At 71.6% G+C, this 25,516-nt stretch carries 25 protein-coding genes and 1 pseudogene; 10 read left to right on the top strand and 16 right to left on the bottom strand.

Annotated elements, in window-relative coordinates:
• Window positions 1-51: 51 nt before the first annotated feature.
• Together ACFVKT_RS21725 and ACFVKT_RS21720 are read right to left on the bottom strand one after the other, a co-directional pair.
• Window positions 52-660 (bottom strand): TetR/AcrR family transcriptional regulator, encoded by a 609-nt coding sequence (locus ACFVKT_RS21725; RefSeq protein ID WP_385733848.1) that lies wholly within the window; start codon window positions 658-660, stop codon window positions 52-54.
• A 145-nt stretch (window positions 661-805) separates the two neighbouring features.
• A pseudogene (locus ACFVKT_RS21720) lies at window positions 806-1,303 on the bottom strand (Scr1 family TA system antitoxin-like transcriptional regulator); the annotation flags it as partial.
• Window positions 1,304-1,415: 112 nt separating this feature from the next.
• Between ACFVKT_RS21720 and ACFVKT_RS21715 the strand changes: the two are divergent.
• Entirely contained in the window at window positions 1,416-1,631 is a 216-nt protein-coding gene (locus ACFVKT_RS21715) for a hypothetical protein (RefSeq protein WP_385733846.1), read from the top strand.
• Here ACFVKT_RS21715 and ACFVKT_RS21710 read toward each other — a convergent pair.
• From ACFVKT_RS21710 to ACFVKT_RS21700, 3 genes are read right to left on the bottom strand one after another with little or no spacing between them, the layout of a single operon-like run.
• Window positions 1,589-2,380 carry an ABC transporter permease gene (locus ACFVKT_RS21710; RefSeq protein WP_385733845.1) on the bottom strand — a complete coding sequence of 264 codons (792 nt, stop codon included), beginning with the start codon at window positions 2,378-2,380 and terminating at the stop codon, window positions 1,589-1,591. The genes ACFVKT_RS21715 and ACFVKT_RS21710 overlap by 43 nt on opposite strands.
• A complete protein-coding gene (locus ACFVKT_RS21705) occupies window positions 2,377-3,378 on the bottom strand; it encodes an ATP-binding cassette domain-containing protein (protein WP_385733843.1) in 1,002 nt (333 codons plus the stop codon). Before ACFVKT_RS21705 ends, ACFVKT_RS21710 begins: the two co-directional genes overlap by 4 nt.
• Before the next feature lie 43 nt (window positions 3,379-3,421).
• The gene (locus ACFVKT_RS21700; RefSeq protein WP_385734225.1) at window positions 3,422-4,087 is read right to left on the bottom strand and encodes a DUF4097 family beta strand repeat-containing protein; all 666 of its coding nucleotides are present in this window, start codon (window positions 4,085-4,087) and stop codon (window positions 3,422-3,424) included.
• Window positions 4,088-4,309: 222 nt separating this feature from the next.
• Here ACFVKT_RS21700 and ACFVKT_RS21695 point away from each other — a divergent pair, with 222 nt between their 5' ends.
• Window positions 4,310-5,062, top strand: a complete 753-nt coding sequence (locus ACFVKT_RS21695; RefSeq protein ID WP_385733841.1) for a helix-turn-helix domain-containing protein — start codon at window positions 4,310-4,312, stop codon at window positions 5,060-5,062.
• 23 nt (window positions 5,063-5,085) lie between these two features.
• Here the strand turns inward: ACFVKT_RS21695 and ACFVKT_RS21690 are convergent, their stop codons facing one another.
• The 4 genes from ACFVKT_RS21690 to ACFVKT_RS21675 all read right to left on the bottom strand — a co-directional run bounded on the left by ACFVKT_RS21690 (window position 5,086) and on the right by ACFVKT_RS21675 (window position 9,162).
• Window positions 5,086-5,673 carry a hypothetical protein gene (locus ACFVKT_RS21690; protein WP_385733839.1) on the bottom strand — a complete coding sequence of 196 codons (588 nt, stop codon included), beginning with the start codon at window positions 5,671-5,673 and terminating at the stop codon, window positions 5,086-5,088.
• Window positions 5,670-7,154, bottom strand: coding sequence for a PTS transporter subunit EIIC (locus ACFVKT_RS21685; protein ID WP_385733837.1), 1,485 nt, complete (start codon window positions 7,152-7,154; stop codon window positions 5,670-5,672). Before ACFVKT_RS21685 ends, ACFVKT_RS21690 begins: the two co-directional genes overlap by 4 nt.
• A 16-nt stretch (window positions 7,155-7,170) precedes the next feature.
• Complete coding sequence (gene murQ / locus ACFVKT_RS21680) at window positions 7,171-8,124, bottom strand: N-acetylmuramic acid 6-phosphate etherase (protein ID WP_385733835.1); 954 nt, start codon at window positions 8,122-8,124, stop codon at window positions 7,171-7,173.
• Window positions 8,125-8,238: 114 nt separating this feature from the next.
• A complete protein-coding gene (locus ACFVKT_RS21675; protein WP_385733833.1) occupies window positions 8,239-9,162 on the bottom strand; it encodes a MurR/RpiR family transcriptional regulator in 924 nt (307 codons plus the stop codon).
• A gap of 55 nt (window positions 9,163-9,217) precedes the next feature.
• Here ACFVKT_RS21675 and ACFVKT_RS21670 point away from each other — a divergent pair, with 55 nt between their 5' ends.
• Both ACFVKT_RS21670 and ACFVKT_RS21665 read left to right on the top strand, forming a co-directional pair.
• Window positions 9,218-9,709, top strand: a complete 492-nt coding sequence (locus tag ACFVKT_RS21670) for a hypothetical protein (protein WP_385733831.1) — start codon at window positions 9,218-9,220, stop codon at window positions 9,707-9,709.
• Window positions 9,706-9,984, top strand: coding sequence for a DUF4031 domain-containing protein (locus tag ACFVKT_RS21665; RefSeq protein ID WP_385733829.1), 279 nt, complete (start codon window positions 9,706-9,708; stop codon window positions 9,982-9,984). The genes ACFVKT_RS21670 and ACFVKT_RS21665 overlap by 4 nt, the downstream gene beginning before the upstream one ends.
• 104 nt (window positions 9,985-10,088) lie before the next feature.
• Here the strand turns inward: ACFVKT_RS21665 and ACFVKT_RS21660 are convergent, their stop codons facing one another.
• Together ACFVKT_RS21660 and ACFVKT_RS21655 are read right to left on the bottom strand one after the other, a co-directional pair.
• Window positions 10,089-11,153, bottom strand: a complete 1,065-nt coding sequence (locus tag ACFVKT_RS21660) for a GNAT family N-acetyltransferase (RefSeq protein ID WP_385733827.1) — start codon at window positions 11,151-11,153, stop codon at window positions 10,089-10,091.
• 76 nt (window positions 11,154-11,229) lie between these two features.
• Window positions 11,230-11,898, bottom strand: coding sequence for a hypothetical protein (locus ACFVKT_RS21655; RefSeq protein ID WP_385733826.1), 669 nt, complete (start codon window positions 11,896-11,898; stop codon window positions 11,230-11,232).
• 557 nt (window positions 11,899-12,455) lie between these two features.
• Here ACFVKT_RS21655 and ACFVKT_RS21650 point away from each other — a divergent pair.
• Window positions 12,456-13,154, top strand: a complete 699-nt coding sequence (locus ACFVKT_RS21650) for a copper homeostasis protein CutC (protein ID WP_385733824.1) — start codon at window positions 12,456-12,458, stop codon at window positions 13,152-13,154.
• A gap of 36 nt (window positions 13,155-13,190) precedes the next feature.
• Here the strand turns inward: ACFVKT_RS21650 and ACFVKT_RS21645 are convergent, their stop codons facing one another.
• Window positions 13,191-14,387: an MFS transporter gene (locus ACFVKT_RS21645; RefSeq protein WP_385733822.1), complete on the bottom strand. Its 1,197-nt coding sequence runs from the start codon at window positions 14,385-14,387 to the stop codon at window positions 13,191-13,193.
• Window positions 14,388-14,493: 106 nt separating this feature from the next.
• On the opposite strand from ACFVKT_RS21645, the gene ACFVKT_RS21640 reads away from it, so the two are divergent.
• Window positions 14,494-14,817: an ArsR/SmtB family transcription factor gene (locus ACFVKT_RS21640; RefSeq protein WP_385733820.1), complete on the top strand. Its 324-nt coding sequence runs from the start codon at window positions 14,494-14,496 to the stop codon at window positions 14,815-14,817.
• A gap of 13 nt (window positions 14,818-14,830) precedes the next feature.
• Here ACFVKT_RS21640 and ACFVKT_RS21635 read toward each other — a convergent pair whose 3' ends face one another.
• Entirely contained in the window at window positions 14,831-16,888 is a 2,058-nt protein-coding gene (locus ACFVKT_RS21635) for a HelD family protein (protein WP_385733818.1), read from the bottom strand.
• A 371-nt stretch (window positions 16,889-17,259) separates the two neighbouring features.
• Here ACFVKT_RS21635 and ACFVKT_RS21630 point away from each other — a divergent pair, with 371 nt between their 5' ends.
• Window positions 17,260-17,442: a hypothetical protein gene (locus tag ACFVKT_RS21630; protein WP_385733816.1), complete on the top strand. Its 183-nt coding sequence runs from the start codon at window positions 17,260-17,262 to the stop codon at window positions 17,440-17,442.
• Window positions 17,443-17,668: 226 nt separating this feature from the next.
• A complete protein-coding gene (locus ACFVKT_RS21625; protein ID WP_385734224.1) occupies window positions 17,669-18,739 on the top strand; it encodes a glycosyltransferase 87 family protein in 1,071 nt (356 codons plus the stop codon).
• Here ACFVKT_RS21625 and ACFVKT_RS21620 read toward each other — a convergent pair.
• Both ACFVKT_RS21620 and ACFVKT_RS21615 read right to left on the bottom strand, forming a co-directional pair.
• Window positions 18,688-20,340, bottom strand: a complete 1,653-nt coding sequence (locus tag ACFVKT_RS21620; RefSeq protein ID WP_385733814.1) for a DNA repair helicase XPB — start codon at window positions 20,338-20,340, stop codon at window positions 18,688-18,690. The two genes, ACFVKT_RS21625 and ACFVKT_RS21620, sit on opposite strands and share 52 nt — an antisense overlap.
• Before the next feature lie 115 nt (window positions 20,341-20,455).
• Window positions 20,456-23,203 (bottom strand): helicase-associated domain-containing protein, encoded by a 2,748-nt coding sequence (locus ACFVKT_RS21615; protein ID WP_385733812.1) that lies wholly within the window; start codon window positions 23,201-23,203, stop codon window positions 20,456-20,458.
• A gap of 179 nt (window positions 23,204-23,382) precedes the next feature.
• Between ACFVKT_RS21615 and ACFVKT_RS21610 the strand changes: the two genes are divergently transcribed.
• Window positions 23,383-24,378, top strand: coding sequence for a hypothetical protein (locus ACFVKT_RS21610; RefSeq protein ID WP_385733810.1), 996 nt, complete (start codon window positions 23,383-23,385; stop codon window positions 24,376-24,378).
• Window positions 24,379-24,549: 171 nt separating this feature from the next.
• Window positions 24,550-25,197, top strand: a complete 648-nt coding sequence (locus ACFVKT_RS21605; RefSeq protein ID WP_385733809.1) for an HAD family hydrolase — start codon at window positions 24,550-24,552, stop codon at window positions 25,195-25,197.
• Window positions 25,198-25,234: 37 nt separating this feature from the next.
• On the opposite strand, the gene ACFVKT_RS21600 is transcribed toward ACFVKT_RS21605, so the two are convergent.
• Window positions 25,235-25,489: a hypothetical protein gene (locus ACFVKT_RS21600; RefSeq protein WP_385733807.1), complete on the bottom strand. Its 255-nt coding sequence runs from the start codon at window positions 25,487-25,489 to the stop codon at window positions 25,235-25,237.
• Between the last annotated feature and the right edge of the window lie 27 nt (window positions 25,490-25,516).

Raw genomic sequence — 25,516 nt, 5'->3', positions numbered from 1 at the left:
GAGCCCGCGCGGCGCCGGGTCAGACCATCGCGGAGCCCGCGCGGCGCCGGGTCAGACCATCGCGGAGCCCGCGCGGCGCAGGTCCGCGATCCCCTCGTCGAGTGCGGCGCGCAGGTGAGTGGACCGACCCGTCGACAGCAGGATCGCCACGCCCCCTTGGAGCCCTGCCAGCAGCGCAGCGGCCCTCGTGTCGGCATCGAAATCGGCGGGCAGCCGGCCGTTGGCCTGCAGCGCCCGGATCCCGACGGCCAGGCTCTCCTGCCATTGGCGCAACAGCTCGATCACGATCGCCCGCGCCCCGGGGCTCGAGCGTCCGATCTGCAGGGACAGCGACCCGAGTGGGCACTCGTCGCCGTGGACCTCATAGCGCTTGATCACCACGTCGCGCCACTGCTCCCAGGCCTCCCACGAGTCCAGACGGCCCAAGTACGGCTGCTGGTCCTCCAGGACCTGATCCGCCTCGAACTGGGCCACCGCGACGAGCAGTTCGTCCTTGCCGTCCGGGAAGTAGTGGAAGAGCTGGCTCTTGCTGGTACGGGTCCGCGCCATGATGTCGTCCAACGTCGCCGAGATGACCCCTTTCTCCCGCAGCACGGCGGCAGCGCCTTCGACAATCCGGCGACGCGTTGCCTTGCCTTTGGCCGTGAACTCCCCGCGCATGACTCGCCTCCTCATCACCTGGGACGGGATTGGCAGATGTGTCCCACGCCGAGTGTGCTTCACCTGCGGGTTTGCGGTCGGCTGGCGGGACGAATCTGCCAATCACGTCGCCTTTACGTCTGCGACGAACGCCGACCATGCCTCCGGCCTCGTCGAGGACCACCCACAGCAACGGGGTTGTTGGATCGTCCAGGAGGCGGGTGCGCTCCATCCGGTTCGTCACCAGCTCATCGACCTCGGCGTCTGGAAGGGCCGGCCAGTAGGTGCGGAACAACTCCTTTGCGTAGCCCGGTGTTTGAAGTAGACCGGGGATCAGCGTCGGGGTGTACTGCCGGATCGATGTGGCGAGCGACTCCGCTTCCGCTGCTTCAGTGAAGTGGTTCGGGTACCTGGACTTGGCGGAAGCCGCGCAGTTGCGGGTGAAGAAGCCGTTCGTGCCCAGGATCTCGTCAATCTGGACGGCGTATTCGAGGCGCATGCGCCGCGTCCCGGCCTCCAGTTGGCCGATGAACGAGCCGCTGACGAAGAGCGGTTCGCCCAGCTTGGCCTGGCTAAGGCCGGACCTCTCCCGCGCATGCCGCAACTCGGCACCCAGCAAGGCGCGTGGTGATGACGACGGGTCGAGGTCCTTCGGCCCTGCCACGGCAACTCCCTGTCCGACAGTCGATGTCGTTGGGGCGCCCGGTCTGGCCAGGTTAGAGGGGTGCTCGCCACGCTGTGTTGCGAACTTTGAACTCTGCGTGGAGGTGGAAGGAATGCTGCGGTCGACGGAAGAGGTCGTCGCCTCGCTTCGGGACGCGCTCACGGGCGTGGGTGTCGTCCTGCCGTCCGGGGACGCCGACAGGGCGGCGTACGCCGACGTGGTGTCGGGTACGCCGCCCTGGGGCGGGATGAGCTGCGGGGGCAGCAGCTCTCGCGCTCATGTCGTCTACTTCGGGTCGCGGTTGAACGACGCCTTCGACCAGAAGTAGCCCAGCACGGTCAGTGCGAGGCACCAGGCAACCGCGAGCCAGCCGTTGTGGCCGATCTCGGTGCCGAGGAGGAGGCCGCGGAGGGTTTCGATGGCGGGGGTGAAGGGCTGGTATTCGGCGATCGGCTGGAACCAGCCCGGCATCGCGTGGAGGGGGACGAAGGTGCTGGAGATGAGCGGCAGGAAGATCAGTGGCAGCGCGTTGTTGCTGGCAGCCTCGGCGTTCGGGCTGATCAGGCCCATTCCGACCGCGATCCACGTGAGTGCGAGGGCGAACAGCGTGAGCAGTCCGAAGGCGGCGAGCCACTCCAGGACGGTGGCGTTCGTGGACCGGAAGCCGATGGCCACGCCGACGGCGCCGACGAGGACCACGCTGGCGATGCTCTGCAGCACGCTGCCGACGACGTGTCCGATGAGCACGGAGCCGCGGTGGATCGCCAGTGTGCGGAAGCGGGCGATGATGCCCTCGGACATGTCCATGGACACGGATACCGCGGTGCCGATCGTGGTGCCGCCGATGGTCATCATCAGGATGCCGGGGACGAGATACGCGATGTACTGGGACCGGTCCGCCCCGCCGCCTCCGATGCCGGCGCTCATCACGTCGCCGAAGATGTAGACGAAGAGCAGGAGCAGCATGACCGGGGTGAGGAGGAGGTTGAGGGTGAGGGAGGGGTAGCGGCGGGCGTGCAGGAGGTTGCGGCGGAGCATGGTGTGGGAGTCGCGGACGGCGAGGGAGAGGGTGCTCATCGGGCGTTCTCCTTGGGCTGGTTGGGGATGGCGGTGGGGGTGGCGGGGCCGGTGAGGGCGAAGAACACGTCGTCGAGGTCGGGGGTGTGGACGGTGAGTTCGTCGGCCTCGATGTTGCTGGCGTCGAGCCAGTCGAGGATGGAGCGCAGTTCGCGCTGGCTGCCGTCGCTGGGGATGCTCAGGGAGAGTGCTTCGTCGATGGTGGTCCCCCCGATCGGGCGAAGCCGAGAGTGGGGGAGGGCCGCTTCGTGCAGGGCGGTGGCGGCGGACTGGTAGGCGGTGGGGTCGGTGAAGCGGAGGCGGACGTGTCCGCCGGGGATGAGCCGCTTCAACTCCTCGGCGGTGCCTTCGGCGGCGATCTTGCCGTTGTTCAGTACGGCGATGCGGTCGGCGAGTTCGTCGGCTTCCTCCAGGTATTGGGTGGTGAGGAAGACGGTGACGCCGCCGGTGACGAGTTCGCGGATGATCTGCCACATGGTGTGGCGGGAGCGGGGGTCGAGGCCGGTGGTGGGTTCGTCGAGGAAGATGATCCGGGGGCTGCCGACCAGGGTCATGGCGATGTCGAGGCGGCGTTTCATGCCGCCGGAGTAGGTGGAGGCGGGCTTCTTCGCCGCGTCCACCAGGTCGAAGCGCTCCAGGAGTTCGGCGGTGACCTGCCGTCCTTCCTGCTTGGGCAGGTGGTGCAGGTCGGCCATGAGGAGCATGTTCTCCTCGCCGGTGATCAGGCCGTCGACGGCGGAGAACTGGCCGGTGACACCGATCGCGGCGCGCACGGCCTGCGGGTCGGCGGCCAGGTCGTGGCCCGCGACCTGGGCCTGGCCGCCATCGGCGGTGATGAGCGTGGACAGGATCTTCACGGCGGTGGTCTTCCCGGCACCATTCGGGCCGAGCAGCGCGAACACCGTTCCTTCGGGGACGGACAGGTCGATGCCGTCGAGCACCACCTTGTCGCCGTACGACTTGCGCAGCCCGTTCGCCGCGATGGCCGGGTTGGTCATGATGAGTAACTCCTTCTAGAGGCTTAGAGGCTGCGGGTGGGGGTCAGAGGCTGCGGGCGCTGATGTCGCCGTGGGCGGTGGTGGCGCGGAAGGCGAGTTCGGCGGTGCCGTCGTTCTTGAGGGCGTTGCTGACGCGGCCGTAGCCGGTGCCGGCGTCCAGCGAGGCGGAGACCCCGGCGGCGGCGGCCACCGAGATGTCGCCGGACTGGGTGCGCAGCTCGACCGTGCCGCGCACGGCCTCGGTGATCCGGATGCCGCCCCTTGCGGTGCTGATCTCCGCGGGGCCGGTGAGCCGGCCGACCTCCACGTCGCCGTCGATCGCGGTGAGACGGACGCCGGCGGCCTCATCGATCTTGATCTGGCCGTAAGCGCCTTCGAAGACGATGTCGCCGAGTCGTCCGACGCCCCGGAGCTCGGTGGCGGCGGCCTTCGCCTCGATGCGGGAGCCGGCGGGCAGCTGGACGGTCACCTCGACCGATCCGGAGTTGCCAAGGATCCGGTTCTTCGCCGGAGTGGTCCCGATCCGCAGGACACCGTCGTCGTAGGCGACCGTGATCTGCTCTGCCGCCTTCACATCGCGGCCCTTGGAGGCATCCGCGGGCAGGACCTCGACCGTGGTGTCGGACCGGTCGGCGGCGATGAACTGGACGCGTCCCGCGGGGATGTCCAGGACGGCGGCGACGGGGGTGGGGGTGTCGAACTTCTGCATGATGTCTTCCTTCGGTTCGTTGTTTCCGATGAAGGAAAAGCTACGTTGCATTCATGGATCCTTCAATGCATCTGTTGCACACTGCTCATATTTATGCAGGTCAGAGCCGAGTAATCGTTGCAACGGTCCTCAAGGATAATGCAACGGTCATCGCGTGAGCGTTGCAATGGAGTGAAGGTGAACGCTATGCTGGAGGCCTCAAGGAGCGCGAAGGAGACCGCAATGCCCGGAGGCAGGCTCACCCAGCAGGAACGCCGGCAGATCGCGTCGGGGCTGGCCGACGGCCTCGCCTATGCGGAGATCGCAAGAGGCCTCGACCGCCCGACCTCGACGATCACGCGCGAGGTGATGCGCAACGGCGGCCCCACGTCCTACCGCGCCGACCTGGCCCACCGCGCCACCGAACACCGCGCCCACCGGCGCACGCCGGCAGCGCCCCGAGGTGCCGAGGCGCCCCCGCAGGCCTACGGGCGTGACGCCGAGGCCGTGCGCGCGTACGAGGAGACGCTCACCACCGTCATGATGGCTTCGGGCATGACCACGATGACGGCCCGGGTGATGGCCTGCCTCACCCTCACCGACTCGGGCAGCCTCACCGCGGCCGAACTCGTCCAGCGTCTCCAGGTCAGCCCGGCGTCTATCTCCAAGGCGATCGCGTTCCTGGAGAGCCAGGGCTTCGTCCGCCGGGAGCGCGACGAACGCCGCCGCGAGCGCTACCTCGTCGACGACGACATCTGGTACGAGTCGACGGTGGCCAGCGCCCGGTCCACCGCCCAGATCGTCGAGACCGCACGGCAGGGCGTCGGCGTCCTCGGCCCGGGCACCCCGGCCGCCACCCGCCTGGAGAACATCGCCCGCTTCCTCGACTTCGTCGGCGAAGCCATCACCCGCGCCGCCGAACAGGCCCGCGAGATCCTCTCCACGAAACCCGAAACGACGGCCTCGGCCGGCGCTGCCGAGGCAAGTCCGGACTAGGCCGCCCGGTCGGCGCCAATCACCTACAGGTTGCCCATCGGTTCTATGTCGACCTTCACCGGAGTGCCCCAGATCCGCAGCACCTCGTAGTCCGTGAACTCGTGGATCAGGCGGTAGGCCATGCCCGGGCGGGGGGTTTTGCGCTCGGCGGCGAGGTAGCGCTCGGCTTCGATGCGGTCGCGGCGGGGGGTGCCGCAGAGTTGCCAGGCCTGGCCGTTCCAGACTTCCGGGAGCCAGCGCTGCTGGGGCTGGGGGCGGTCTTCGCGCAGGCCGTAGCGGGACTTCGTACGCTCGGGGGCCTCTTCCGGGCCGAGGGGACGGCCGTGCGAGTAGACGTCGTTCACCTGGGAGCGGCGGGCGGTGCGGCGGCGGGTCTCGCAGAGCAGGCAGAGGTCGGCGGCGGCCTTGTCGACCGGGCCGTTGGGATGCTCGGAGCAGCGGGTGGTGGGTGCGGCCGTCGTGACCGTCTCGTCGAGCAGGTCGAGGGCTCTCTTCAGGTCCGCCTTCACCTCGTGCAGCTTCGCGTCGGGGGTGTCGGCGCTCAGTGCGTCGCCGTGCTCGCCAAGGACGCGCAGGGCGCGGCCGAGTGCGGTGAGCTGTGCGTGGTTCACGGTGTTCGGTTCCCTCCCCGGGCGTTTTCCTGACTTTCCGAAGGGTCGCACACGCCACTGACAGCAGCGTCAATGACAACTCCGCTGCCGGCGCCACCGAGCGCGTCTCTGACGGCCGGCCCGAGACCGAAGACATACGTCGCCCCGAAGCCCACCACATACCCCGTGACCAGCCCGCCGGCGTAGATCGCGGCCGTCATCGCCAGCCCTCCACTGCCTGCCAGGAGCGGGAACAGCGCCCAGCCCGACGGTCCGATCGCCGTCGACCCCACCTGGTCGCCGAGCATCGCGAAGAAGCCGATGAAGGCGCCGCCCGCCGCGCCGCCCGCGCAGGCGGTCAGGAAGGGGCGGCCCAGGGGGAGCGAGACGCCGTAGATGAGGGGTTCGCCGACGCCCAGCAGACCCGCCGGGAGCGCCGACTTGATCGTCGTACGCATGGAGTGGTCGTGGCGGAGGCGGACGTAGACCGCCAGGGCCGCGCCGACCTGGCCCGCGCCTGCCATGGCGAGGATGGGGAGCAGGACCGTGTAGCCCTGCTGTTCGATGAGGGTGGTGTGGATGGGGATGAGGGCCTGGTGCAGGCCGAGCATGACGAGGGGGAGGAAGAGGCCGCCGAGGATCAGGCCTGCGAAGGCGCCGGTGGTGGCGAGGAGCCAGTTGGCGGCCGTGCCGATGGCGGTGGAGAGTTCGCCGGCCGCGTACATGAGGGCGTACAGGGTCACCAGGCCGGTGAGCAGGACCGTGAGGGTGGGGGTGACCAGGACGTCCAGGGCCTCGGGGACCCAGCGGCGGCACCATTTCTCGACGTACGTGCCGAGCAGTGCGGCGGCGAGTGCGCCGAGGACGCCGCCCTGGCCCGGTGCCAGCGTCATCCCGAACGCCGTCACCTTCGCGACCCCCGCGTACACGATGACCGCCGCCACCGCGCCGCCCAGGATCGGGGTGCCGCCGAACTCCTTCGCCGTGTTGTAGCCGACGAAGACCGCGATCAGTGCCATGAAGCCGGAGGCGATGGCGGCGAGGGCGGGGGTGATGGACGGGAGCCAACCCAGGTTGACCAGCAGGCCGTTGAGGCCCGCGATGACTCCGCAGCCGATCAGGGCGGGGATCAGCGGGACGAAGATGTTCGCGACGCGGCGGAGGATGAGTTTGGTGGGGGTGGCGTTGCGTTGTCGCCTCGCCTCCTTCAACTCGGCGCCTTTCGCGGCTAGTTCACCCGCCGTCGTGAGCAGCGCCTCGAACTCCGGGGTCACCCGGGCGACCGTGCCGGGGCCCAGTACGACCTGGTAGGTGTCGTCGTCCGTGACCACGCCGAGTACGGCGGGGAGGGCTCTCAGGGCCTCCTCCTGGACCAGCGTCCGGTCCCGCAGGCCCACCCGGAGGCGGGTCATGCAGTGGGCGACGGAAGTGATGTTCGCGGGGCCGCCGAGGAGGGGGAGCAGGGCTGCCGCGGTGGCCGTGGGGTCGTTCGGTGTGCGCACTCCCTGAGCGTGCTGGTCAGCGGGGCGCCGCCGCGAGCGCCGCGCGCAAGTGGCCGTGGCTCTCCTCCAGAAGGCGGGCGGCCGTCGGGCCGTCGACGCCGCCCAGGATGGTGAGGATCGCGCTCTTCACCTCGCCGTCCGTGGCGGCCAGCGCCCGCTCGATCTCGTCGTCCGTGGCGCCCGTCGCGAGAGCGACGATGCGGCGCGAGCGGGCGCGGAGCTTCTCGTTCGAGGCGCGTACGTCGACCATCAGGTTCCCGTACGTCTTGCCGAGCCGGATCATCGTGATCGTCGAGAGCATGTTCAGGACCAGCTTCTGGGCCGTGCCCGCCTTGAGGCGGGTCGAGCCCGTCAGCAGCTCAGGTCCGACGACGACCTCGATGCCGTGCTCGGCGGCGGCCGCCAGCGCGCTGTCCGCGTTGCAGGACAGGCCGATCGTCAACGCGCCCTGCTTACGGGCGTGTTCGACGGCGCCGACGGCGTACGGGGTACGGCCGGAGGCGGAGATCCCGACCACCGTGTCCTCGGGGGTCAGGGCGAGATCCGCGAGGTCCTGCGCCGCCAGTTCCCTGGAGTCCTCCGCGCCCTCGACCGACGTGACCATCGCGCCGGGGCCGCCCGCGATCAGGCCCACCACCTCGGACGGGTCGGTGTTGAACGTGGGCGGGCACTCGGACGCGTCCAGGACACCGAGCCGGCCCGCCGTGCCCGCCCCCGCGTAGATCAGACGTCCGCCCCGCGCCATCCGCTCCGCGACATCGTCGATCGCGGCGGAGATGAGGGGGAGCCGCGCGGCGACCGCCGCCGGGACGGTCGCGTCCTCGCCGTTCATCAGCCGGGCGATCTCGACCGTGGGCAACTGGTCGATCTCGGCGAGCTCGGGCCGGAACGCCTCGGTGGTGAGGGTCTCCAACTCGGCACGGAGGTCACGGAGTTCATGGAGGTCATGGTCGTTGGCGTTGGAGGTCATGAGGAGCGGCTCTCTCTGGTGCGGGTCGGTGAGGAAGCGCCCCCTCAGGGGCGCGGGGAACGGCGCGACCAGCCACTGACGGCCCGCAGTCTTCCTACGACATCGAGTGTCTCGCTAGCGCGTACGCCCCCGGGGACTGTGCCGGTGCGCCAGCGCCTCGTACGAGGCCGACAGCGCCGGCGCCGCCGTCTCGTACGTCCGCTGGGCGACCCCCACGAACAGGCAGTCCACCACCAGCAGCTGACTCGTGCGGGACGACATCGCCGCCGGCCGCAGCTCGCTCTCGCGGGCCGTCGAGGTGGTCAGGATGTGGTCCGCGTACTGCGTCACGGGCCCGTCCGGGCGGCCGGTGATCGCGACCGTCGTCGCGCCGTGTTCGAAGGCGACGCGGAGGGGTTCGATGACGTCGCCGGTCGAGCCGGAGTGGGTGATGGATATCGCCACGTCCTTGGCGCGCAGCTGCACCGCGTTGGTGACCGCGAGGTGCGGGTCGCTGTGCGCGTGGACTATGAGCCCTATGCGCAGCAGCTTCTGGGCGAGATCCTGCGCGACGAGGCCGGACGCGCCCTGTCCGTAGATGTCGATACGGCGGGCCGTGGCGAGCGCGCTGACCGCCGCGCTGAGCTGGGCCATGTCGAGCCCGGCCGCGGTGTCGGCGAGGGTCTGCTGCTCGTCGTAAGCGAGCTTGGCGACCACGTCGGCGATGGGGTCGTCGACCGCGATGTCCGCGGTGACGGCGGGCGCGCGGCCCGACTGCTGCTGGGCGGCGAGCCCGGCGAGGGCGAGGCGCAGGTCGCGGTAGCCCGGGTAGCCGAGGAGGCGGGCGGTGCGGACGACGGTCGCCTCGCTGGTGCCGGTGAGCTCCGCCAGGCCGGTGACCGTGAGGGCCGCGCAGCCCGCCGGGTCGGCGGCGACGGCCTCCGCGACCCGTTGCATGGAGCGCGTCATCGAAGGGGCGAGCGTCCTGACCTTCGCCGCGAGGGCGGCCGGGGCGGGCGGTGCCTCACCGGCGAAAATTTCCTTCACTTCATTGGTCACGCCTGAAAGATATTTTCCGCTGGGGCATACGGTCAAGGGTGCGCACAATAGGTGCATGAACCCCATCGGCGACCCCACCGACGACCCGATCGGTGATCCCACCGACGGCCCCTTCGGTGATCCCACCGACGGCTCCATCGGTGATCCCATCGACGCCCCCGGCAGCGGCCCTGTCAGCCCTCTGGAGCAGGCCTTGCACGCCGCCCGCGCCCGCGTCCTCGCCGATCTGGCCGCGCGTGAGGTCGCCGACGCCGATGTCGTCTCGCTCGTCGAGGAGTCGGTGGTGCAGCGCCGCTGGTGGGTCCAGCAGTGGCCGGACGGCGCGGAGTACGTGGCCGGGCTGGTCGCCCAGGACGTACAGGACGGCCTCCTCGAACGGTACGGGCGCTGGCCGCTCTGCCCCGTCTGCGGCTCCGGCGACCCGCACGCCCTGGAGGTCGAACCCGAGCTGGGCCCCGACCCGCACTGGGTCTGCCACCAGGCCGGCGTGAAGGTGGCCTCGGTCGGGTTGCTCGGCGCGGCCGGCGGCGGGACCCCGCCCTCGTGACCGTCTACATCGATCCGCCCACCTGGCCGGGCCACGGCCGCGTGTGGTCCCACCTGATCAGCGACGTCTCGTACGACGAACTTCACACCTTCGCCGCGGACCTGGGCGCTCCCCGGCGCGCCTTCGAGCGCGACCACTACGACATCCCCTCACACCGTTACGAGGACGCCGTGCGCGCCGGCGCGGTCGAGGTCAGCAGCCGCGAGGTGGTGCGACTGCTGTACGGGGCGGGGCTGCGCAGGGCCAAGAGGTGGGCGGGGCCGAGTAGTTCGTGACGTGAGCTGGGGTTGGGGTTGCGGTTGGGGTTGCGGGGAGTTCGTGACACCAGCCGCTGTTACGGGGAGTTCGTGGCCCCGGTTGCTGTACGGGACCGGCGTGCTCAGCCCAGCAGCTCGTACGCGAACTGCTCGCCGTCCTCGCTCACCCGCGTGAACCCGGCCCGTGAAATCACGCCCTGGGACGGCACGTTGACCCGGTCGACGATCGCGAACAGTGCCTGTACGTCGTCACGCGCGAGGGCCCACCCGGTCAGGGCGCGCAGCGCCTCGGTCGCGTAACCCTGCCCTCGGGCGCCTTCCACCAGGTCGTAGCCGATCTCCGCGCGGCCCTCCTCGTCGGGGACGCCGTGGAAGCCCATGCCGCCGACCGCGCGGCCGTCCTCCGTCCGCACCAGGACGAACAGGCCCCACTCGGGACGGAGCACCCCCTCCTCGTACGCCTTCATGACCATTCCGGCGGCGTCCCGTGTGCCCTCGAAGGGGCCGCCCTCGATCCACTCGAAGCCGCCCGTGCCGCCCGCGCGCAGATCGGCGGCGGCCGCGGGCGTGACGCCTTGCAGGGTGAGCCGCTCGGTGGCGATCACGAGGTTGTTGCTCCAGGTCCACTCGGTGACCGGGGCGCGGCCGGGCAGTTCGCCGCGGCCGGTCGCCCAGAGCAGGGTGCGCCAGTGGTCGTGGCCCGGCCTGACGTGCGGGAAGATCCGGGTGAGTACGCCCTCGCAGAGCTCGGCCGGGGGCTCGTACGGGATGCCGAGGCCCTCGGCGATGTCGTGCGTGTGCAGCAGGACCTCGGCGACGCCCATCGCGGCGAAGCCCTCACGGTTCGCGCTGCGGAACGGGGACGGGTGGAAGGCCCGCACCTCGCGGGGTGCCGTGCGGATCGCGGCGGTCAGCAGGGCGCCGGTCGTTTCGATCACGTCGACGACGCCCGCATTGTCGGTGCCGTGGGTCATGGTGATCCCGAAGGGGACGCGTCCGGGGGCGCGTACGGCCAGCCGGCCCGCGTACACGATGAGATCGAGGCAGATGTGCTCGGCCGTCCTGCGGCAACTCCAGTCCAGGCGGCCCGCGTTGACGCCTTCCCAGTCCCGCCCGGTCACCGTCCGCAGTAGCGCCGCGCTGCCCGCCACGGCCTCCGACACCTGGTCCCCGCCCATCGCTCGCATGCGGGTGAGGATAGGCGGGCTCGGGCTCTGGCACGTAACGGATTGTTCGGGGCGGGGGTCCGGGGCGAGGGTCCGGTCACCCGGCGCCCAGTCGCGTGAGCTCCGCCCGGAGGTTCTCCCGGGCCCGCTCCTCCCACTCCCGTTCCCCGTACGGCGTCCTGAACAGCCTCGGCAGGTCCAGGAGCTGGCGCAGGATTGCCGCCCTGCCCTTGCGGAACGCCTCGTCCGGGACGAAGGCGTACTCCTCGCGGACGGCCGTCGTGTACTCCGCGTACGCCGGCGGGGGCGACGCCAGGATCGCCAGGTCGGCGTCGCAGAGGACCTGGCCGTTGCGGTCGTCGTCCGTGGGGGCGTGGCTGGTGGTGAGGCGGACCAGGCGGGCCACCTCCGCGGTGTCGGGGTCGGACACCCCGGCCTCGGGGAGGGCGCGTTCGGCGAGGCGGGCCGAGCGTTCCTCGTTCTCCGAGCGGTCCGGGAGGTAGACCGCGTCGTGGAACCAGGCGGCGAGGCGCACCAGGTCCGGGGTGTCCGCGTACTCCTCCAGTACGTCGATGTGGTCGAGGACCGTGGTGAGGTGGGTGAGGGTGTGGTAGCGGCGTTGTTCCTCCTGCCAGCGGGTGAGGAGGTTGTTCGCGTACGGGGTTGGGTCCGGGGTCCGGTCCGGGGCGCCGGGGGCGCGGGAGCCCTCCAGGGCGCGGGTCCAGCGGGTGCGGAGGGCGTCGAGGGTGTCGAGGGCGTCGGGCATGGGGTCATTGTGCGGGGTGCCGGGTGGGCTGGGGTGGGGTTTGTTCGCCCCCTCCGCCCCTGCCCGTCCCTTGCTTCCTGGGGGCTGCCGCCCCCAGACCCCCGCTTCGGCCTGAACGGCCTCGTCCTCGAACGCCGGGCGGGCTGAAACCTCGCCCCCGTGGGTGGGCGGGGGTCAGGACGGGACCGTCTCGTCCTCGAACGCCGGGCGGGCTGAAACCTCGCCCCCGTGGGTGGGTGGGGGGTCGGGACGGGACCGTCTCGTCCTCGAACGCCGGGCGGGCTGAAACCTCGCCCCCGTGGGTGGGTGGGGGATGTGGGCGGCGCGGTCTTGTCCTCGAAGGCCGGGCGGGCTGAAGGGGCGGCTCCGGTGGGTGGGTGGGGGATGTGGGCGGCGCGGTCTCGTCCTCGAACGCCGGGCGGGTGAAAAATCTCCCCCCGGCCCGGCTGAAAATCTTCAGTCCCGGCATGGCTGGAAGATCTCCGGCCGGGGTCGGAGGATCTCGCGTACGCTTGGATTGGACTAGACCTGTAGCCGCCCCCAAGGGAAGAGGTCCGATGAGCAAGCGCAAGCGTGCACTCCTGGAGGTGATCGCGCTCGGTGTGGAGGACGCGGTCGCCGCTGAGGCCGGAGGCGCGGACCGCCTTGAGCTGGTCACCGACATGGCCGCGGACGGGCTCACCCCGTCAGTGGAGACCTTCGCCGGGATCAGGGCCGCGGTCGACGTCTCGCTGCGCGTGATGCTCAGGCTCTCGGACGGGTTCGCGGCGGGCGATGTCGACGCGCTCGTACGCGCCGCGGGCGAGCTGCGCGGCGCGGGGGCCGACGAGTTCGTGCTCGGGTTCCTCGACGAGCACGGCGGCCTCGATCTGCCCGCCGTGGAGCGGATCGTCGCCGAGCTGGACGGCTGCCGCTGGACCTTCCACCGCGCGATCGACCGCGCCGCCGACCGCGACGCCCTGCGCAAGCCGCTCGCGGAGCTGCCGGGCCTCGACGCCTACCTCACCGCCGGATCCCCCCTCGGGGTCGGCGACGGCATGCCCACCCTCCTCGCCGAGGCCGCCCGCAGCGGTGAGCCCGGCTACGAACCGCAGATCATGGTGGGCGGCGGCCTGCGCCTCGACCACGTGCCGCGGCTGCGCGCCGCGGGCGTCGACGCCTTCCACATCGGCGGCGCCGCCCGGCCCGGCGGCTGGACCGGGCCGGTCTCGGCGGAGTCGGTACGGGAGTGGCGGCAGGTCCTGGACACCCCGTAGGGCTGCCCACGGCCGAGTAGCCAAGTGGTCAAGTGGTCAAGTGGTCGAGCCCGCCGGGCTGGTGGCGGCCTCCGGTGTCGGGCGCCGGAGGTCACGCACCCGCTCCCGCGTCGTGACCGCGGCCACCGCCGTCGCCAGCGCCATCAGGCCCGCTCCCACCAGCAGGAACCAGCGGTCGCCGAACAGCGCGATCGCCAGGCTGCCGGTGCCGCCCGCCGCCGCCATGCCCAGGTAGAGTGCGCTGCTGTTCAGGGAGACAAGGACAGGTGCGTTGGGCGGGTCGAGGGAGGCCACCCGGGTGATCAGGGCGACCGCGATTCCCCAGCCGACCAGCGGGGTCAGCGCGGAGGCGGCGAGCGCGGTCGGCATGGTGCGCAGGGTCCAGGGCGCGGCGGCGGCGAGGACGACGTACGCCGTGCTGCTGGTGAGGATCACCACGCGCGGTCCCCACTTGTCCACCAGCCGTCCGCCGATCGAGGAGCCGCCGACCGAGGCGATCCCGGAGACCAGCAGCAGGAGCGTCAGCCGGCCCTGGTCTCCGCCGGTCGCCCGGTGTGTGGCCACGGTGTAGTAGATGAACGACGTCTGGAAGGCGAGGAAGACCAGGAAAGTGGTCAGCGCCGCGCCCAGTACGCGAGGGTTGGCGAGCGGTGCCAGCCGGTCGCGGAGGGTCAACGCGGCGGCCGGCTGCGGGAGTTCGCGCAGCAGCAGGGCGAGTCCCGCGAACGCGGCCACCCCGAGGCCGGTCACCAGCCACATCGTCAGCCGCCAGTCGCTGCGGCCGATCCAGGTACCCAGCGGCACCCCGAGCGCGGTGGCGACGGTCAGCCCGCCCATCACCACGGCGATGGCCCGGCCCCGCCGCTCCGGCGGTACGAGCCCGGTCGCGACGGCGTTCGCGGTGGGGGTGTAGAGGGCGGCTCCGGCGGCGGCGAGTATCCGGGTGGCGAGCAGGGCGCCGTACGAAGGGGCCAGTGCTGTCAGGCAGTTGGCGAGCGTGAAGACGGTGAGCGCGATGAGCAGGGTGCGGCGGCGCGGCCAGCGGGCGGTCGCGGTGGCGAGGACGGGTGCGAGGACCGCGTACGCCAGGGCGAAGACGGTGACCGCCTGTCCGGCGACCGAGATGGAGACGTCCAGATCGCGGGCGATGAGCGGCAGGATGCCTGCCATCACCATGCCGTCCGTTCCGACGGCGAAGGTGCCGAGGGCGAGCAGGAGCAGGCGTAGGCGCACGGGGTCCCCCAGTGGTCCATGAGATGGTTCAGTGACGGTTTGACGTTGGTCAAACAATAGAGACTGTTGGATGATTGTCAAACGGTGCGAGGAGGGAGGCCCTGGCATGGGCGAGGAAGGCGAGTGGCTGCCGCAGCCCGACGAGGACGACATCGAGCTGGTCAAGGTGCTGCACGCGCTCGGCGACCCGGTGCGGCTGTCGTTGCTGAAGGTGTACTCGGCCGGCGAGCAGTTCAGTTGTGCGCCCGACGCGCTCGGCATCGGGCATCTGCACAAGTCGACCGTCTCGCACCACATGCGGATCATGCGTGAGGCCGGGATCACCTCGACGCGGGCCGTCGGCCGCAACCGTTACGTACAGCTGCGGCGCGACGAGCTCGACGCCAGGTTCCCCGGCCTCCTGGACTCGCTCCTCAAGTCCCTTACGTGAGCTGGGAAGTCCCTTACGTGAGCTGGGCCGGCAGCGGCGCCGCGTGCGTCACGATCAGGCCCGACACCGCTCGGGTCAGAGCCACGTACAGGCGGCGCAGCCCGGTGCGCTCGTCGGGTTCGCCGTCGACCACCGCCTGCGGCTCGTCCAGGACCACGTAGTCGTACTCCAGGCCCTTGGCGAGCGAGGCGGGTACGAGGGTGAGGCGGGTGTCGGGGGTCGTCTCCTCGCCCGGACCGAGGTAGGTGATCCCGGCCGCCGTCAGCTCCTCGGCGAGTACGGGGATACGGGCGTCGGCGGCGATCAGGCCGGTCGAGCCCTCCTGCCGGAGCAACTCCTCGCAGGCCGCGACGACTTCGGAGTCACCGGACGTCGTACGCACATCGAAGAAGCCCGGGTTCTCCCGCACCGACGCGACCGGCGTCAGCCCCGGCGCGATGTGCGGCAGCAGCCGGGACGCGTAGGTGATGACGTCCGTGGGGACACGGAAACCCGCCGTCAGCTCCTCCACCACGGCATCCCCCTTGCCGAGATGGCCGAGCGCCTCGGCCCAACTCCGCGTCGCCCAGGGGGTCGTACCCTGCGCGAGGTCGCCCAGCACGGTCGCCGAACCGGTGGTGCAGCGCCGCCCCACCGCCCGGTACTGCATCGGCGACAGGTCCTGCGCCTCGTCGAGCACGACATGCCCGAGCGAGTGAGTCCGCTGGACGAGGTCGGTCGCCTCGTCGATCAACACGGCGTCGGCCAAAGCCCACTTGGCCGCCTTCACGGACCGCGCCGGCTTCTGCCAGAGGATCTCCTTCTGCTCGTCCTCGTCGAGGATTCCCGCCGCGTGTACGGCGAGGAAGTCGGCGTCGGAGAGGAGGCGCAGGACGAGCTTGGCCGGGTCGACGGGCGGCCAGATCGCCTTGACCGCCGCCTTCACGGCGGGGTTGCGGGCGACGGCGTCCTGCACCCGGTCGTCCGGCGCCTCGCCCGAGCGCTCCATCTGGACTAGGACGGCATGCGCGATCCGCTGCGGAAGTGCGGCGTGGGCGGCGCCGTACCGGATGTCGCGGTCCAGCAACTCCCGGACGATCTCCTCCAGTTCGTACGCGGGGACGCGCCAGCGCCGTGAGCCGCGGACGACCATCACCGGCTCGGCCGGCAGCGTGACGTGCGAACGGACCGCCCTGCGCAGCACCTCGGCCATCCGGGCGTCGCCCTTGATGACCGCGGCGGTGGCGCCGTCCGTGCCCCGGATCTCCACATGCGCGACGAGGTCGTCGACCGTCGCCTGCTTGACCTCCAACTCGCCGAGCGCGGGCAGCACTTGCTCGATGTAGTGCAGGAAGGAGCTGTTCGGCCCGATGACGAGGGTGCCGGTGCGGGCGAGCCGCTCGCGATGGGCGTACAGCAGATACGCCACCCGGTGCAGGCCGACGGCCGTCTTGCCGGTGCCGGGACCGCCCTGCACGCAGACGGAACCGGAGAGCCCCGATCGTACGATCTCGTCCTGCTCGGGCTGGATGGTCGCCACGATGTCGCGCATCGGGCCCACGCGCGGGCGTTCGATCTCCTGCTGGAGCAGCTTGCTGGTGGCCGCCGCCTCGGACGGATCCGAGAGGTGCTCGTCCTCGTACGCGGTGAGGTCGCCGCCCGTGTAACCGAACCGGCGGCGCAGTCCGACATCCATCGGCTGCTTCTTCGAGGCCCGGTAGAACGGCTGCGACACCGGTGCGCGCCAGTCGATGACCATCGGGTCACCGTCCGCGTCGTGGACGTGCCGCCGCCCGATGTAGAAACGCTCACCTTCCGCGCCCTCGGCCTGGTCGGCGCCGGGTGCGTGCAGGTAGTCGAGCCGGCCGAAGAACAGCGGGGTGTGGCTGAGGTCGGCGAGGGACTTGATGCGCTCGTCGATCTGGCGTTGCAGGACGGCCGCGTTCACCCAGTTCGCGGTGACGTCCCTGATGTCGAGGTTCTCGGCGTCCTCGCGCATCGCCCGCAGGGCGGCACGGGAGTCGCCGAGGTGGGTGCGCTCGCGGGAGAGGGGGTCCTGAGGGTCGTAAGGGTCGTCGGACGGGCTGGACAAGGCGGTGCCTCCGGGAGACCTGCGGTGTGGGTGATTCCTGGATGCCGTCCGGTTTCCGTCCGGACGGCGGCGCTCCGAGCTGGGAGGCGGGCAAGAGCGGAGATTCTAGGCGAGTGGGGGAGGTCGGGGCCAACCCTTTTTCCCGGCCTCGTGGGTGCGCCTGTTTCTCGGCCGCGGAGCTAGACCTACGCAGGTTTCCCTGCTTCAGGCGTACGCCTGTTTCGCGGCCTCAGGGTGGTGCGGCCGAGGACCCTAGGGGTCGGCGTCCGTCGTGAGACGTACGAGGGGCGGCCCACAGGCGTACGACGGGACCGCCGAGGTTCGGTCGGGAGGCCGACGCCATCCGGGGCCGCGAGTTCCACCATGGATACATGAGCGCAGCTACCTTCACCCCAGGCCCCTCTGCCCGCGCCGGCGCCACAGCCGCCTCCGGCACCCACCGCCGCCACCGCGTCGGCGACGCCCTGCGCGCCGTCAAGGTCTTCGCGGGCGCCGCCCTCAGCGTGGTCCTCCTCGGCGAGTACGGAGAGGAGGCGGGCGTACGGCGACGGTGAGCCGTATGACCAACCCGCAGCGGTGAGCCGTATGGCCAACCCGCAGCGGTGAGCCGTACGCCGGGCCGAACTGCCCGGACACTAGGGTCACTCCGTGCTCCAACGGAATGTGATCGACCACTCACCCACCGAAGTCGCCTCCGCGCGCGCCCTGCTGACCGTCTCGCTCACCTCGCTCGTCTCCCTCGCCGCCTTCTCCGCGCTGTGTGTCCTCACCCACGCCCCCATGGCCGACGTACTCGTCTACCGGGCCGAAGGCGCTGCCGTGGCGAACGGCACGGATCTCTACGGGTTCACCGTCACCCGGTGGCGGCTGCCCGCGACCTACCCGCCCTTCGCGGCGCTCCTCTTCGTACCGACGACCTGGCTCCCGCTCGCCGCCCTCAAACTGGCCTTCGTCGCCGGGAACGTGGTCCTGCTGGCCGCGCTGGTCCGGCTCTCCTGCCGTCTCGCGGACCTGCCCGCGAAGACCTCCGCCGTCTGCGCCGCCACCGCCCTCGCCCTCTGGCTCGAACCCGTCTTCCAGACCGTCCTGTTCGGCCAGATCAACCTCGCCCTCGCCGTGCTGATCCTCTGGGACCTCACCCGGCCAACAGGCGCCCGGGGCAAGGGAATCGCGCTCGGCATCGCCGCCGGAGTGAAACTGACCCCGGCCCTCTTCATCGCGTATCTGCTGCTCAGAGGCCGCCGACGGGAAGCGGCCACCGCCGGGTCGGCCTTCGCCGGGACCGTACTGCTCGGCGCGCTCGTACTCCCCGCCGCCAGCGTCGACTTCTGGACCCGGCGGCTGTACGAGACGGGCCGCGTCGGCAAGGTGTGGATCGTCGACAACCAGTCGCTCCAGGGGCTGGTCGCCCGCGCCCTGGGGGAGCCCTCGCCCGGCCTCGCCTGGGTGCTGCCCGCCACGGCCGTCGGCTGCGCGGGCCTCTGGCTCGCCCGCCGCACCCCCGAGGACCGCTGGGGCATCCTGCTCACCGCCACCACGGCCCTCCTCGTCTGCCCGATCAGCTGGTCGCACCACTGGGTGTGGTGCGTACCGCTGATCGTCGTGCTCTATGCCGAGAACCGCCGCCACCTGGCCGCCGCCGTGACGGTCGTCTTCACGGCCCGCACCCTATGGCTGGTCCCGCACCAGGGCGACCTGGACCTGCAACTCCCTTGGTGGCAGCAGGTGATGGCCTCGCCCTACGCGCTCCTGGGACTCGCGGTACTGGGCTCTCAGTTGTCTCGGTTGTCTCGGCTATCTCAGTTGTCCTTGTCCGCCGCCAGCAACTCGTCGGCGTCCATGATCCGGTAGGCGTACCCCTGCTCCGCCAGGAACCGCTGCCGGTGGGCGGCGAAATCCTGGTCGATGGTGTCGCGGGCGACGACGGAGTAGAAGTGCGCCTGGTGACCGTCGGCCTTCGGCCGCAGTACGCGCCCCAGCCGCTGTGCCTCCTCCTGCCGGGAACCGAAGGTCCCCGACACCTGGATGGCGACGGTCGCCTCGGGCAGGTCGATGGAGAAGTTCGCGACCTTGGACACCACGAGGACGGAGATCTCGCCCTCACGGAAGGCGCCGAACAGCTTCTCGCGCTGCGCGTTGCTCGTCTCGCCCTTGATGACCGGCGCGTTCAAGTGCTCGCCCAGCTCGTCGAGTTGGTCGATGTACTGGCCGATCACCAGGATCTGCTGCCCAGCGAACCGCCGTACCAGCGCCTCCGTCACCTTCCGCTTCGTCGCGGTCGTCGCACAGAAGCGGTACTTCTCCTCGGACTCGGCGGTCGCGTACGCGAGCCGCTCGGTCTCCGTGAGATTGACGCGGACCTCGACGCAGTCGGCGGGCGCGATGTACCCCTGCGCCTCGATCTCCTTCCACGGAGCGTCGAACCGCTTCGGCCCGATGAGCGAGAACACGTCCGACTCACGGCCGTCCTCGCGCACGAGGGTCGCGGTGAGACCGAGACGGCGGCGCGCTTGCAGGTCCGCCGTGAACTTGAAGACGGGCGCGGGCAGCAGATGCACCTCGTCGTAGAGGATGAGCCCCCAGTCGCGCGAGTCGAAGAGCTCCAGGTGCGGATAGACACCCTTCCGCTTCGTCGTCAGCACCTGGTAGGTCGCGATCGTGACGGGCCGGATCTCCTTGCGCGTACCGCTGTACTCGCCGATCTCCTCCTCGGTCAGCGACGTCCGCTTCACCAGCTCGTGCTTCCACTGCCGGGCCGAGACGGTGTTCGTGACGAGGATGAGCGTGGTGGCCTTGGCCTCGGCCATCGCCCCGGCGCCGACGAGGGTCTTGCCGGCGCCGCAGGGGAGGACGACGACTCCGCTGCCGCCGTGCCAGAAGTTCTCCACGGCCTGCCGCTGGTAGGGCCGCAGCGCCCACCCCGTCTCGTCCAGCTCGATCGCGTGCGCCTCGCCGTCGACGTACCCGGCGAGGTCCTCGGCCGGCCAGCCCAGCTTCAGCAGCGTCTGCTTGATCTGCCCGCGCTCGGAGGGGTGCACGGCGACCGTGTCCGGGTCGATCCTGTTGCCGACCAGTGGCGCGACCCGCTTGGACCGCAGGATCTCCTCCAGGATCGGCCGGTCGGTGGTGGTGAGGACCAGGCCGTGGGCGGGGTGTTTGCTGAGGGTGAGCCGTCCGTAGCGGTCCATCGTCTCCGCGATGTCCACCAGCAGCGCGTGCGGCACGGGATAGCGGCTGAACTCGACGAGCGCGTCCACGACCTGCTCGGCGTCGTGCCCGGCCGCCCGCGCGTTCCACAGCCCGAGCGGCGTCACCCGGTAGGTGTGGATGTGCTCGGGCGCCCGCTCCAGCTCGGCGAACGGCGCGATGGCCCGACGGCACGCGTCGGCGTTCTCGTGGTCGACTTCGAGCAGGAGTGTTTTGTCGCTCTGGACGATGAGAGGTCCGTTCACGCCCGTACCTTTCTGCGCGGCGGCACCCATGCGCGGGTGCTTGGCCAAACGTCCAGTGTGCATCACCGGCGGACGATCATGCGTGGTGGCCGGTCGCTCACACTTGTCCGGCGGCTCAGGCCTGCCCGTCGGCCAGTTCCGCGACCCCGGTGACGCGGTGCAGCGGATACGTCCGTACCTCGTCCGCCGTGTGGTCGTACGCCGTCACGAAACCGCCCTCGACACGGATCGGGGCGATGACCCGCTGGGTGGCGGTGCCCTCCGCGTTGACGTAGCCGATCCAGAGGGCCTCGCCGGTCATCACCGCGGCCTGCACGGTGGCGAGGGTCTCGGCGGGGCTGGTGCGGGGGAGGTCACCGCTGCCGGGCCCGCCGTCCGAGGTGGGCTTGCGGGGCGCCGTGGACGCCAGGTCGCCGGCCCGGATGGCTCGGACGGCGGCGCCGAGCAGGGTGGCGTCGGGAACCGGCGGGCCGTCCGGGACCGGCGCGGGGGCGGAGCGCGGCGGGGTGCGGTGGGCGTGCGCGCGCGTGATCAGGACGTCGCCCTCCGCGGACTCGGCGGCGGGCGCGAAGCCCATCGCCCGCAGCCCTTCGAGGAGCGCCCCCGGATCGGCCTGCGCGGCGAGCACGGTCGGCGCGAGGCGTCTCAGGCGCAGCACCTGCGACCGCTTGTCGGCGAGGATCTCGTTCAGCATCGAGTCGTCGTCGCACCGCACATACGCCGACGCCGAGCCGATCCGCAGATGGCCGTGCCTGCGCGCCACATCGTCGATCAGATACGTGAGCGGCTGCGGGACGGGCGTCCGCGAATGCGCCGCGAGGAACGCGTGCAGGTCCGACGCCGACCGGCCCGCGTCCAGCGCCCGCCGCACCGACCCCGGCGTGAAGCGGTAGACCGTCGCCCCGCCCTTCGACTCGACGTCCGCGAGAACGCCGAGCGTGTCGGCGAGCGGCCGTTGCAGCGGGCCCGGCGCGACCGCCGTCAGGTCCGCCTGGAGGAGGACGTGGTCCAGCGGCTCCGGCAGGAGCGGGGCGAGGAGCCGGGCCGCCTGGGCGGCGGCAGCGGCCTGCTCGGCGGGGGTGCGGGGGGACTCGGGGGCGGGGTGGGGGCGCTTGTGGACGGGGAGCTTGTCACCGGGGCCGGGGCCGGGGCCGGGACCGGGCGCGGCGACGGCGTTCTGGTTGGTTGCGGTACCGGCGTTGTAGCCGTGCGCGGAACCGGCGTTGTGGTCGGTTGCGGTACCGGCGTGGTGGCCGCCCGCGGGTCCGGCGTTGTGGCCGGTTTTGGTACCGGCGTCGTGGCCGACGCGTCCTGGGCCGTCGACCGCCGGCGGCAGACCGAGCAGCGCCCGCCCCTGAGCCGACAGCGCCCCCCGGCCCGTCACGCCCAGCGACTCCGCCTCGGACAGGGTCCAGCGGGCGAGCCGGGTGCGCAGGTCGTCCGTCGACTGCGGGCTCCGCAGCGGGCGTTCCCACTGGAGGCGCGCGAGGACGGAGGCCGCGGCGGGGGAGGCGCCCTCGGGGAGAGTGGCCAGCAGGGCGAGGACGCGGTGGCGGACCTCGGAGGCCGCGGAGCGGTCAAGGCCGGGGCCGAGCGCCGACAACGTACGGTCCTTCGCGTCCCGCCCGCCGACCAGACCCGGCGCACGGGTCGAAGCCAGCCACGCCGAGGCGAGCCGCACCCAGCGCTCGGCGGAAGGCAGCTCCAGCCACTCGTCGTACGCGGGTGTCGCCGCGTACCGCTCCTCCGTCGCGCCGTCCGACGCCAACAGGCCCGCCGCATAGGCGAGTTCGACCCAGAACGCGGCCACCGGCTCCGACACGTCCAGCGCCACCGCCGTCCGCTTCAGATCCCGCACACTCAGCCCGCCCGCGCGCAGCACGGCAGGCCCGCCCTCGTGCCAGTCCTTCAGCAGCTCCTCGACGGTGGCAAGGGCGGTGTACGCCTGGCCGGCCGCGGTGCTGTCCACAACCTGTGGACGGTGCGTCGCCGCGGCCTCGACCGTCGGCGCCACCGGCGCCGTCTCCCGGTGCGCGCGGCCCGCCCGCAGGTGCAGGGCCACCTCACGGGGCAGTACGACCGTGCCGGGCGCCGTCGGCAGCAGCAGCCCCCGGTCGATCAGCCAGCGCAGATGGCGTGCCGGATCGGCGGTCACCTGCCCGTACGGCGGCCCCCACACCAGCCGGGACAGCACGTCCACGGACTCGGCCGGGGCGCTGTCCAGGAGCGCCGACATCCTGGTGCGGTCCGTGAACAGGCCGGCCAGCGCCGCCCTGGCCGACACGGAGTCATGGGTGCTCGGCAGCCCGGCCGCCGTCACGATCTCCTGGATCCGGCCCGGCGACATGCCCGCCGTGGCCTCCGCGACCGTCGGCCCCAGGCCCGTCGGGGACGGATGCTGCGGGACCGGCGCGAGCAGCTCACGGGCCGTGCGCACGAGACGCAGCCGGTCGTCGGGCCCCCAGACGAGAGCCTGCTCGCGGAGCGTGCCCAGGGCGCGCGGGAAGGCCGCGATGACCGCCGGGTCGCGGTCGTCGCCCGCCAGCAGGGCGAGCAGCTCGTCGTACGCCGCCGGTTCCGAGGCCACGGCCAGGGCCTCCGCCGTCTGCAGGGCGAACCGGTCCAGGCGCTCCAGCGCACGCACCACCGACGCGCGCGTGCCCGCCCGGGTGGCGAGCTGCGTCAGGTCCGTGGGGACGGGGGTGATCAGGTCCGGGCGGGCACGGAGGAGCGCGGCCAGCGAGGCGTCGTCGCGTGTACGGAGGGCTTCCGCCAGCGAACGCGGAGCGTTCCCCGCGGGGGCGTTCCCCGCGGGGGCGGGGTCCGTGCCGCCTGGGCGCGTGGGGTGCTCCTCGGTGCTCATCCGGCCAACGGTAGCGGGTTTCGGCTCCTGTGCCCCTGACCTCCCTGGGCCGGGGCGATGTCCAGGCCCTGACCCCGTGGGCACGGGAAGGGCCGGCCGCCCCGGCAGCGGCTGGTGCGGAAAACCCGGTACCGTCGTGACCACGGAGTATGCAACGCGTGCGCCCCGGAGGGGACTTCGTGGGGATTGAGAGCGACCAGCTGGTCTACGACTACCTGAGCCGGGTCGGAGACCTGGCCCAGCAGCGCCAGGTGCCGTCCGCGACGCGCATGCGGCTCGTGTCGGAACTGCGCAACGAGATCGACCGGCGCAGGGCGAAGGCGACCGGCGACAGCCCCGCCGCCGTCCGCCGGATCCTCGACCGCCTGGGCACCCCGGACGAGATCGTCGACGCCGCGGGCGCCGGCACCCCCGGGGAGGCGGCCGGCGGGACGGGAACCTGGGCCGCCGTCCCCACCCAGCGTCAGGCCGACGCCCCGCAGCCCCGCCCCAAGGGCCTGCGCCGCGTTGTCCCGAAGCCGCGCGCCGCGGAACCGGACCCACTCGAGGACGCGCCGTCCCCGCCCCATCTCGCGAGCGCGGAGGAGCTGGGCGACAGCGCCACGCAGCCGGACTGGTGGCGGGTGGACAGCAGCGTGTTCGGGCCCGGGGAGAGCGTGCCCGGGTTCGTGGGTGGTGTGGAGATCCCCGAGATACTGAAGCCGCCGCCGGAGAAGGGCGAGGAGAAGGTCGGGGGAGCGGTACCTGAGGCGGAGGGCAAGGCCGCTGTCCCGGACGACGTGGATGTCCCCGTGGCCGAGGCTCCACGGCGCCGTCTCCTCCGCCTCCCCCGCCTCGGGGGCTGGAGCAACCCGCTCCTGCTCCTGGCCGCCGCGCTCCTCGTCGCCGGCGCTGTCCTCGGCAACTGGTTCGCCCTCGTCCTCGGCTGGGTCATCGCCTACGCCTCCCGCCGGCTGACGCCCGCCGAGGTGAAGGGCGCCGTCCTCGTCCTGCCCGGCCTGGCGGCCACGGCCGGCGTCGTCTGGCTCTGGGGGCGCATGAACGGCCGCTGGGGCGAGCCGATCCTCGAGGGCCACCTGAACGAGGCGATCACGCAGACCTGGCCGTGGGTTGTGCGGGGGGCGGCGGTGGGGTCGGCGTTGTATTTGGTGTGGCGGTCGCAGCGGAGGCGGTGACGGGTGGGTTTTTCGCCCCCTCCACCCCCGCGCACTGGTTTCAGCCCGTCCGGCGTTTGAGGACGAGGCCGTTCAGGCCGAAGCGGGGGTCTGGGGGCGGCAGCCCCCAGGAAGCAAGGGACGGGCAGGGGCGGAGGGGGCGAAAACCCTCCACCCCACCCCCTGGGCACAATGACCCATATGACATCGCGCCCCCGCACCCCCCTCACCGTCGGCTTCGACCTCGACATGACGCTGATCGACTCCCGGCCCGGGATCCACGCCTGCTACGAGGCGCTCTCGGCGCGGACGGGCACGTACATCGACTGCGACCTGGTCATCACGAGGCTCGGGCCACCCCTGGAGGACGAGCTCGTCAACTGGTTCCCCGCGGACGAGGTCGCCACCGTGGCGGACGTCTACCGCGAGATGTACCCGACGTACGCGATCGCGGCCACCCCCGCGATGCCCGGCGCCCGCGAGGCCGTCGCGGCGGTACAGGCGGCCGACGGCCGGGCGGTCGTCGTCACCGCGAAGTGGGAGCCCAACGCGAAGCTGCACCTGAAGCACCTGCGGATCGACGCGGACGCGGTCGTCGGCAACCTGTGGGCCGAGCAGAAGGCACAGGCGCTGCGCGAATACGGCGCGAGCGTGTACGTCGGCGACCACACCGGCGACGTACGCGGCGCGCACACGGCCGACGCGTACTCCGTCGCCGTCCCCACCGGCCCGTGCGACGCCATGGAACTGCGCGCCGCGGGCGCGGACGTGGTCCTCACCGACCTGACGGAGTTCCCGACGTGGCTGACGGACTACCTCGACTCGCGGCCGCAGGCCTGACGGACTGCCACAAGGAGCCACTGCGGGCCTGCCCTGGCTACCGCGCGGCGCCCTCGCGCGCCTGACGGCGTCCCGCGGCGAGCGACTGGAACACCCCCGCTCCGGCCATCAGGAAGCCGACGCCCATGAGCATGCTCAATCCGAACATGTACGTAGGGAAAGGCGCCGTATCGAGCAACAGCGGGGCCACGGTGACCAGAGTGGCCACGGCACCGAGGAAGAACACGACGGCACCGGCACGGATCAGCCGGTCACCGGGTTCGGCGGAATTCGCTTGGGTTTTGTCACGCACCCGACCAGGGTAGTTCCCAGCGCGAAG

Origin of the sequence: Streptomyces sp. NPDC127595 (assembly GCF_042671685.1) — a bacterium.
Classification (GTDB): Bacteria; Actinomycetota; Actinomycetes; order Streptomycetales; family Streptomycetaceae; genus Streptomyces.
This window is presented reverse-complemented; position numbering and strand designations above follow the sequence as displayed.